Here is an 8777-nt window from a genome sequence, read left to right on the forward strand (position 1 = left end):
TGCTTCAGCACAACAATTGCTTAGTTTTTCACCGTCTCCTCAAGAGAGAAACGTCCCAGTGGGTTTTGCTGGAAGTTTTCTACGTTCTTGCGCGAAATGTTGATGTACGGGCTGTAGTACAGGTCGATCCAGTTGACGTCCTGTTTGGCGACTTTCTGTAAATCGACGTACATCTGTTCACGCTTGATCGGGTCCGCTTCGATTCGGGCAGCCGACACCAGGTTCTTGACCTTGTCGTTCTTGTAGCGGGTCATGTAGTTCATGTTGGTGTCATGGCCCAGAACGAACGTGGTCTTCTGATCCGGGTCGAGGATGTCGTTGGTCCAGTACATCACGGACAGGTCGTAGTCACCGTCGACCAGCATCTGCCAGCTCTGGGTCGGGTCGACCTTTTGCAGGTTCGCGGTCACACCGACGGCCGCCAGTTGCTGTTGAACCAGCACAGCAATCTGCTCATCGGCTTCGTTACCGGCGTTGACCACGTAATTCAGCTTCATGCCCGCTGCGCCGGCATCGATCAGCATCTGCTTGGCTTTGACCGGGTCGAATGGACGCTTCAGGTTGTCGGCGTAATGGTAAAGCGAGCCCTTGGGGATGTAGGAGTAAGCCTCCTGACCCTTGCCGAAGGTGACGGTATCGACCACCGACTTTTTGTTGATAGCCATGTCCAGTGCCTGACGGACTTCAGGCTTGCTCAGCAGCCCGTGCTCATGGTTGATCAGCAAGTGATCTTCCCGAGTGGAAGGGTCGGAGTGGATGGTCAGGTTGGGATCCTTGCGCAACGCATCGACGCGCGAAAACGGTACGAAAATCGCCGAGTCCAGCTCGCCTGCCTGCACCTTGAGCATCCGGGTATTGTCATCCGGGATGGAAATCCACTCCACGCCATCCAGGCTGACCTTGTCGGCCTGCCAGAAGTGCGGGTTTTTCTCCAGCTTCACGCGGTCGCCGCGCAGCCACTCCTTGACAAAAAATGCCCCTGAGACCACAGGCTCTTGCGCATAGGCATCTTCGCCCATGCGGGTCATGGCCTTCTGCGAGAGAACCGACACGGTCGGCGAGGCCAGTTGCGAGAGGAACGGTACCGACGGAGCGGTCAGGGTGACCACCAGGGTGCGCGGATCGGCCGCTTTCGCCGTGTCGATCAGTTTGTAGGCATCGCTCCACAGCGAGGCCTTGTTATCGCGAGTGCGCAACAGACTGAATGCCGCATCATCGGCCGTGATCGGCGAGCCGTCGGAGAATTTCGCCGCGCGCATTTTGAACGTGTAGGTCAGGCCATCGTCGGAGACTTTCCAGCTTTCAGCCAGGCCGGGTTCCATCTTGCTGCCGGCCTTGTCGACCCGGATCAGTGTGTCGTAGACATTGGAAAACACCCAGGTATCGCGGTTTTGCGCGCTCTTGATCGGATCGAACGTGGTGCTTTCTTCGCGGCAACCGATGGTGAGTACACCCGCCGCCTGAGCAATGCCGCTGGCAAGGGTGCAAGCGGTCAATGTGGCTGCGGCGAGCAATTTCAAATGCCTGGATCTCATGGTCAAACTCCTTCTTGATGAGTACGTGGTTTTTTAAAACAGAGGCTCCTCGAGCACGCAGTCGTAACGGCGAGCGTCGAGTTGACGGGTAGGGGGCGCCACCTGGCTGCAAGTGGGTCGAACGTAGCGACAGCGCGGGTGAAAGGCGCAGCCGGTTGGCAGCTGCAAAGGGCTGGGCGGTTCACCGGGCAAAGGGTCGGTGGGTAGCGCCCGGGCCGGGTCGATTTCTGGAATCGACTGGATCAGTGCGGCGGTATAAGGATGTCGCGGGGAGCGGAATATGTCCTCCACGGGGCCTTCTTCGACGATCTTGCCCAGGTACATCACCGCCACCCGATCACAGAGCCGGCGAACGATCGCCAGATCATGGGCGATGAACACGATCGCCAGGTTCATGCGCTGGCGCAGCTCCAGCAGCAGGTTGATGATCTGCCCCTGGATGGACACATCCAGCGCGGCCACGCATTCATCGGCGACGATCAGGCGCGGCTCCACGGCCAGCGCGCGGGCGATCCCGACACGCTGGCATTGGCCGCCACTCAAGGCGTGCGGTTTGCGGGCGGCCAATTCGGGGCGCAGACCCACCAGGGTCAGCAATTCATCGACTCGGGCGGCAATCAGTGGCTCCGGTACTTTGCGTTGGACCCGGAGCACTTCCGCCAGAGTCTGGCCGATGCTCAAGCGCGGGTTGAGAGCGGCGTAAGGGTCTTGAAAAACCATCGCCGTCTCATGACGCAGCCGCTCGATGTCAATCTTCCCGGCGTGGGCCATGTCGACGCCATCGAACAGCACCTGTCCGGCGTAAATCTCGTTGAGGTGCAGGATCGCCCGGCCCAAGCTGCTTTTGCCACTGCCCGACTCGCCGACCAGCCCGAGCGTTTCACCGGCCGAGAGGTTCAGCGAAACGCCGTTGACCGCTGTCAGCCATTGCCGGTTCATGCCCAGCAGACCCGTGCCTGGAGCGGCGAAGCGCACCTGCAAATCCTTGACTTCGAGCAAGGTCATGCGCGGCCTCCGACGGCCAAGGGGAAATGGCAAGCGATGCGGTGCCCATGGCTGACGGGCTGCAAACTGGGCATCAGTGATGTGCATGGGCTGCCGGTTTGCTGGCAGCGCGGATTGAAGCGACACCCCTGGGGCAGGGCATCGAGCAGGGGTGGTTGCCCGGCGATGGTTTTGAGCAAGGCGTGACCGTGACTGGTGGCTGGCTGACAGTCGATCAACCCAGCGGTGTAAGGGTGGCGTGGATGGGCCAGCACCTCGTGTTTGTTGCCGTGCTCGCACAAGCGTCCGGCGTACATCACGGCAATCGAGTCGCAGGTCTGGGCAACGACGCCCAGGTCATGGGTGATCATGATGATCGACAGGCCACGCTGGTCGCGCAGATCGAGCAGCAGACGCAGGATCTGCGCTTGCACCGTGACGTCGAGGGCGGTGGTCGGTTCGTCGGCGATCAGCACGTTCGGGTTGCAACCCAACGCCACGGCGATCATCGCTCGCTGGCGCATGCCGCCGGAAAATTCGTGAGGGTAACTGTCAACCCGCCGCTGCGGATCGGGAATGCCCACTTGCCGCAGTACGTCGATGGCCTGGGCGCGGGCTTCACGCTTGCTGGCGCCTTGGTGCAGGCGAATCCCCTCGCCAATCTGCTCGCCGATGCGCATCAACGGGTCGAGATGGCTGCTGGGGTTCTGGAAGATCATCCCCAATTGGCGCCCACGCATGCGACGCATACCGGCCTCGTCCAGGTGCAACAGATTTTCCCCGGCCAGATGCACGGTGGTGCCTTCGACTCGCAGGTTCGGTGACGGCAGCAGCCTCATTAAACCGCGACAAGCCATGGTTTTGCCGGAACCGCTTTCCCCCACCAGTCCAAGCACTTCACCCTTGGCCAGGTCAAAGGACAGGCGATCTACCAGGGTCACCTCGTGCTCACCCTTGCGGGCGATGACGCTGAGCTCTTCGACCTTCAGCACGGGCGTACTCACGAGCGTTCACCCAAGTGTTCGGCGACAGCGTCGGCCAGCAGGCTGAAGCCCATGGCCAGGGTGACGATCGCCAATCCCGGGAAGGTGCAGATCCACCAGGCGGAGGTAATGAAACTCTGGCCTTCGGCGACCATCGTGCCCCACTCGGCGGTCGGCGGTTGCACCCCGAGGCCGAGGTAACTGACTGCCGCGCCGTTGAGCAATACCAGCACCGCATCGGACATCGAAAACACAAGCGAGCCGAACATCGCGTTCGGCAACAGGTGCCGAAACAGAATGCGCCCATGACCGAAGCCGAGGCTTTTGGCGGCCAAGGCAAAATCGCTTTCCTTGAGTATCAGGATCTGCGAGCGGATCAAGCGTGCATAGGACACCCAACCCACCAGTGCCATGGCGATATAGAAACTCATCAGGCCGGGGCCGAGGATTGCCATGATCGCCAGCATCAACACCAGGAACGGGAAAGCCAGGATGATATCGATCAGGCGCATGCAGAACGTGTCGAAACGCCCGCCGATGTAGCCGGACAAGGCCCCGATACAGGTGCCGATCAGAAACGGAAAAATCACCCCGATCACCGCCAGCTGCAAGTCGATGCGGGCCGACCAGATCACTCGAGACAAGACGTCGCGGCCAAAATTGTCGGTGCCGAACGGGTGGGCCAGATGCGGCGCCAGCAAGCGCATATCAGTGTTCTGGGCAATTGGATCAAAGGGCGCGATCCAGGGCGCGAAGATCGCCAGCAGCAGCCAGCCGAGCAGGATTGCCAGGCCCAATCCCATGGCCAATCGAGGGTTGCGCACACCCAGGCGCAGGTTCAGTCGGGGTGCTGTCGTTGCCTGATTGCTCATCGAATGTTCACGCGAGGATCAATGGCTACAGTCACCACATCGGCGAGAAAGTTGACCACCACGGTGGCGCAGGCCAGCACCATTGCCACGCCCTGGACCACCATATAGTCACGGGTAAAGATGCCTCGGACCAACAACTGGCCGATCCCGGGAATGGCGAACAGACTCTCGATGACCACTGTGCCGCTGATCAACCAGCCGATGTTCACCGCCAGCAGGTTGACGGCGGGTACGAGCGAGTTGGGCAGCACATGGCGACGAAACACCGCCTCTTCAGACAAGCCGCGAGCCCGGGCCGCCGTGACGTGGTCGGCTTGCAATTCCATCAGCATGCTCGCCCGCAGATTGCGCACCAACACCGCCGATAGTGCCAGGGCGATGGTCAGACAGGGCAGGACCATGTGGTGCAGTTTGTCCAGCCAGTTGCGGCCATAGCCGGAAACCGGGAACCAGCCCAGTTGCACACTGAATAGCAGGATCAACATGATCCCCAGCCAGAACGCTGGCATGCCGAGGCCGGCGGTGGTGAACAGGCGAATCAGGTTGTCGCCCCAGCCGCCCTTGTTGCGGGCTGCAACGGTGGCCAGCGGCACCGCGATCAACATGGCCAGCAGCACGCTGCCAAGCACCAGAAACAGTGTGGGCTCGATGCGCGTGCTGATCAGCTTCAAGGCGTCGACCTTGTACAGCAATGACTGGCCGAGGTCGCCGTTGAACAGGTTCTTCAGGAAGTAGAAATATTGCATCCACAGCGGCTGATCGAGGCCGAACTGAGCGCGAATCCTGATTAGCCCCTCCGGCGTACTGCGCGAGCCGAGGAGGGCGCGCGCCGGGTCGCCGGGAATCGAGCGCACCAGCACAAACGTGATGAGACTGATGCCGAACAGCACCGGCAGCAGCTGCAGGGGACGTGACAGGATGAAACGGTAACGCGACAGATTCATCGACTAACCTCGGTGCTGCCGGAGGAAATCCAGCAACACCGGAAAGTAGGCGTGAGGTTCTTCGTAGAAGGGCATATGGCTGCTATTGGGGAACACATGCAGTGCGGCATCCTTGAGCGCCATTTTCATGCGCATGGCACAGGCCGGTGTGAGTTCGTCGTGCTGGCCGGTGGTAATCAATACCGGCATCCTGAAATCGGCCATTTCCTGCAGACGATTCCAGTTTTTCAGGTTGCCGACGTAGAGAAACTCATTCGGCCCCTGCATGGTTGTGTAGGGTCCCATGTTCCAGTCGCCCAGAGAGCGCGTGACCGGTGCCGGCCACTCGTCCAGGCGGCAGACGTGGCGATAGTTGAGGAGGGTAATCGCTGCTTGGTATTGCGGGTGATCGAGGGTGCCCATGGCTTCATGGCGTTGCATCATGGCCACGGTTTCGCTGCCCAGCGCGCCACGCAGACGCTCCAGTTCCTGAGACAGGTGCGGGATATCGCCTACGGTGTTTTCCAGAATCAGGGTTTTGAGCGCGTGAGGGTGGTGAATGGCGTATTCGATCGCCAGCCAACCGCCCCAGGAGTGCCCCATCAAGTGTACCCGGCGCAGGTCGAGAGCCTGACGGACAGTTTCCACCTCAGCGACATAACGGGTGATGTCCCACAGGGACGGGTCTTCGGGTCTGTCAGACGCGCCGGTGCCGAGTTGGTCGAAGGCGACAACGCGCAACCCCTTGTCCTTGAGCCAGCCATGGGCGTCACGCAGATAATCGCAGGGAAGGCCCGGGCCTCCATTGAGGCACAGCAGGACCTCATCGCCCTCGCCAAAGCTGTAAACCACCAGGTTGTGGCCGTCGACTTCGACGTTATATTGCTGATCCGGTTCGATTTCACGCCACATCGCACGCTCCCTTTATGATGCTGGCCGGTTCGGATGCTGACCAAATGCTCAACCTTACCGAGTAAGTCCTGCGCCCAAAAGCTAGCATTTGTTATAGGTTTTGGTCTGGCAGTCCCTCGCCGAGGCGTGGCATTCTACGTGCTGAATTTCAGGATTGAAATTAATTAGGGAGCGCAATGGATGCAGACCAAGCTGTCTGACCTCAATCCCCGTCTGTTGTCGGGCAAGAGCCTGGATGAGCAGATGGACAACGCCATGCTATTGGCCGAGGAACTGGGCTTTGATGCCTTGGTGTATGACTACAGCCCGGTGCCGCTGGACCATGAGGGCAAGTTGATCACGCCCTCGGTGCTCAAACTGCGCAACACTCCAGCCGATTGGCATACGCGTTGGTGTGCAGAGGGTTACTACCAGATCGACCCGGTTCAGCAGGTAGCACTCAATTGTGTTTCACCCTTTGTCTGGTCTTACAAGCCCGGGACCGACACCCTGTTGGAGCCGGTCATCAGTCAATGCCATGCGCCTGTAGTGAATTATCTGGAAGACGCGCAGATGACCTGTGGTGTGTCGGTCCCGATTCATCTGCCCAGAGGCGGCTTTGCCTCCTTGACCGGGCTGCGTACCGGCAACAGCAGTGTCCTGTGCGATGCCCGGCGGACCCTGGCGGATTTCAGCCTGATTTCCCATGCATTGCAGGAAGCGGCCTATCCGTTGCTTGGCAAAGAGGCTCACACGCCTCCCATTCACCTGACCAAACGTGAACGCGAGTGCCTTAAATGGGCGGCTGAGGGGCTGACTGCCGCCGAGATTGCCAGCCAACTGAATCGTTCGTTGGCCACCATCAGCCTCCATCTGACCTCGGCCATGCATAAACTCGGGGCCAAGAATCGGGTCCAGGCCGTGGTTCGGGCCACCCACTACCGACTGCTCGATAACTGAAACAGGGCAAAAACCTATCTATTTCTCTAGTTATCTTGAAGGTCGGATCCCGCTATTGTGTGCCGTACGGTTTTTCAGGGGCGGCACGAAGAAATGGAATCTATCGGAACACGCGAAGGCTTCGCACCTTTTGGTCCTTATCAGACCTGGTACCGCGTCACGGGTCAATTCAACGGTAAAAACACGCCGCTGGTGATTCTGCATGGCGGTCCGGGCTGCACGCATGATTACGTCGACGCTTTCAAGGACATCGCCGCGAGCGGCTATCCAGTGGTTCATTACGATCAACTGGGTAACGGTCGCTCGACCCACTTACCAGAAAAAGACCCCTCGTTCTGGAACGTAGCGCTGTTTCTCGATGAACTGGACAACCTGCTGGATCATCTTCAGATCAGCGACAATTACGCGCTGCTGGGGCAATCCTGGGGCGGTATGCTCGCCAGTGAGCACGCCGTACGGCAACCTGCGGGGCTACGGGCCTTGATTGCCGCCAATTCTCCCGCGGATATGCGCGTCTGGGTTGAGGAAGCCAACCGTTTACGTCAATTATTGCCTGCCGGCGTACATGAAACATTGCTGGAGCACGAGCGGACAGGGGATTTTCAAGCGGTTGCCTATCAGGACGCTTCGAGGGTTTTTTACGACAACCATGTGTGTCGCGTCCTTCCCTTGCCAGACGAAGTCGCACGTACGTTTGCCCAGGTCGATGCCGACCCCACCGTTTACCATGCCATGAGCGGGCCGACGGAGTTTCATGTGATAGGCAGCCTGAAAGACTGGAGCATTGTCGACCGCTTGCGGCATATCAACGTGCCGACGCTGGTGATCTCCGGTCGCTACGATGAAGCAACACCGACGGTGGTCAAACCCTATCTGGAGCAGATTCCGAATGCTCGTTGGGCGCTGTTCGAGCACTCCAGCCACATGCCTCATGTCGAGGAGCGGGTCGCCTGCATGGGGACAGTGGTGAGTTTTCTGGATGAGTGCTTGTAGAGTGGGATGAAGGTCGGCCCAGGCCTGCTTGCGGTAACCAGGCATAAAAAATGGATCTCTGAAAAGAGGTCCATTTTTTTGGCCCGCAAGAAGCCTTTTGCACCCATATCATTGCTCAGCTCACAGACACCATTCGTCAATTGCCCTGCACTCTGGCACTGACAGCGTCTCCAAAGAAGTTCCATTACCTGGTATTGGAGACTGATATGAAACCCGATCCTTCTACCACCAAGAATGAGCCAACCCAGGATTTGAGCAATCCCAATGACGACGGTTGTGTGCTCGGTACCGCTGGCCGCGATGAAGACCCGAATGCCACCACAGACTGGGACAAGGAAAGGAACGCTGAAGACCATCGCCAAGGGCCGAGCGACGCCAGAGGAATGCCCGGTTATCCGCGTGAAACGCCTGATGAGCAGGCGACACCGACGACCAGAACCCGACCACAAACCAGCGAAGTAGAACCCGGCATCGAAACGCCAGAACAGGACAACGACAAGGTCGGTTGACCTGCGCAGAGATTTTGAGCCGCTGGCTCCTACGGGGACCCATGTGATCGCGGGAATCACGTGCATCGGAAATAAAGAACTCCTGAGCGCAAACGGAGCCATAGCCTTAAGAACGTGAATTTTGGAA

At 59.2% G+C, this 8777-nt stretch carries 9 protein-coding genes; 3 read left to right on the top strand and 6 right to left on the bottom strand.

Features of this window, described 5'->3' with window-relative positions:
- Positions 1–20 precede the first annotated feature (20 nt).
- The 6 genes from AB4O41_RS00705 to AB4O41_RS00730 are packed head-to-tail and all read right to left on the bottom strand — an operon-like array spanning position 21 to position 6209.
- Positions 21–1535, bottom strand: coding sequence for an ABC transporter substrate-binding protein (locus AB4O41_RS00705; RefSeq protein WP_460145770.1), 1515 nt, complete (start codon positions 1533–1535; stop codon positions 21–23).
- Positions 1536–1568: 33 nt separating this feature from the next.
- The gene (locus AB4O41_RS00710) at positions 1569–2540 is read right to left on the bottom strand and encodes an ABC transporter ATP-binding protein (RefSeq protein WP_460145771.1); all 972 of its coding nucleotides are present in this window, start codon (positions 2538–2540) and stop codon (positions 1569–1571) included.
- Positions 2537–3523: an ABC transporter ATP-binding protein gene (locus tag AB4O41_RS00715; RefSeq protein WP_460145772.1), complete on the bottom strand. Its 987-nt coding sequence runs from the start codon at positions 3521–3523 to the stop codon at positions 2537–2539. Before AB4O41_RS00715 ends, AB4O41_RS00710 begins: the two co-directional genes overlap by 4 nt.
- Positions 3520–4374, bottom strand: a complete 855-nt coding sequence (locus AB4O41_RS00720) for an ABC transporter permease (RefSeq protein ID WP_460145773.1) — start codon at positions 4372–4374, stop codon at positions 3520–3522. The genes AB4O41_RS00715 and AB4O41_RS00720 overlap by 4 nt, the downstream gene beginning before the upstream one ends.
- Positions 4371–5318, bottom strand: coding sequence for an ABC transporter permease (locus tag AB4O41_RS00725; protein WP_460145774.1), 948 nt, complete (start codon positions 5316–5318; stop codon positions 4371–4373). The genes AB4O41_RS00720 and AB4O41_RS00725 overlap by 4 nt, the downstream gene beginning before the upstream one ends.
- 3 nt (positions 5319–5321) lie before the next feature.
- The gene (locus AB4O41_RS00730) at positions 5322–6209 is read right to left on the bottom strand and encodes a proline iminopeptidase-family hydrolase (RefSeq protein ID WP_460145775.1); all 888 of its coding nucleotides are present in this window, start codon (positions 6207–6209) and stop codon (positions 5322–5324) included.
- Between the two features lie 180 nt (positions 6210–6389).
- Between AB4O41_RS00730 and AB4O41_RS00735 the strand changes: the two genes are divergently transcribed.
- The 3 genes from AB4O41_RS00735 (at position 6390) to AB4O41_RS00745 (ending at position 8650) form a co-directional block, all read left to right on the top strand.
- Positions 6390–7148 (top strand): LuxR family transcriptional regulator, encoded by a 759-nt coding sequence (locus AB4O41_RS00735; protein WP_367375402.1) that lies wholly within the window; start codon positions 6390–6392, stop codon positions 7146–7148.
- Positions 7149–7241: 93 nt separating this feature from the next.
- Positions 7242–8141 carry a proline iminopeptidase-family hydrolase gene (locus AB4O41_RS00740; protein ID WP_460145776.1) on the top strand — a complete coding sequence of 300 codons (900 nt, stop codon included), beginning with the start codon at positions 7242–7244 and terminating at the stop codon, positions 8139–8141.
- Positions 8142–8347: 206 nt separating this feature from the next.
- Positions 8348–8650: a hypothetical protein gene (locus AB4O41_RS00745; protein ID WP_460145777.1), complete on the top strand. Its 303-nt coding sequence runs from the start codon at positions 8348–8350 to the stop codon at positions 8648–8650.
- Positions 8651–8777: the final 127 nt, after the last annotated feature.

The sequence above is a fragment of the Pseudomonas sp. S2_A02 genome (assembly GCF_054668495.1).

Coding starts and splice junctions, on each gene's coding strand:
- AB4O41_RS00745 (WP_460145777.1), top strand. CDS start 8,348: ATGAAACCCGATCCTTCTACCACCAAGAATGAGCCAACCCAGGATTTG.
- AB4O41_RS00740 (WP_460145776.1), top strand. CDS start 7,242: ATGGAATCTATCGGAACACGCGAAGGCTTCGCACCTTTTGGTCCTTAT.
- AB4O41_RS00720 (WP_460145773.1), bottom strand. CDS start 4,374: ATGAGCAATCAGGCAACGACAGCACCCCGACTGAACCTGCGCCTGGGT.
- AB4O41_RS00730 (WP_460145775.1), bottom strand. CDS start 6,209: ATGTGGCGTGAAATCGAACCGGATCAGCAATATAACGTCGAAGTCGAC.
- AB4O41_RS00710 (WP_460145771.1), bottom strand. CDS start 2,540: ATGACCTTGCTCGAAGTCAAGGATTTGCAGGTGCGCTTCGCCGCTCCA.
- AB4O41_RS00705 (WP_460145770.1), bottom strand. CDS start 1,535: ATGAGATCCAGGCATTTGAAATTGCTCGCCGCAGCCACATTGACCGCT.
- AB4O41_RS00725 (WP_460145774.1), bottom strand. CDS start 5,318: ATGAATCTGTCGCGTTACCGTTTCATCCTGTCACGTCCCCTGCAGCTG.
- AB4O41_RS00735 (WP_367375402.1), top strand. CDS start 6,390: ATGCAGACCAAGCTGTCTGACCTCAATCCCCGTCTGTTGTCGGGCAAG.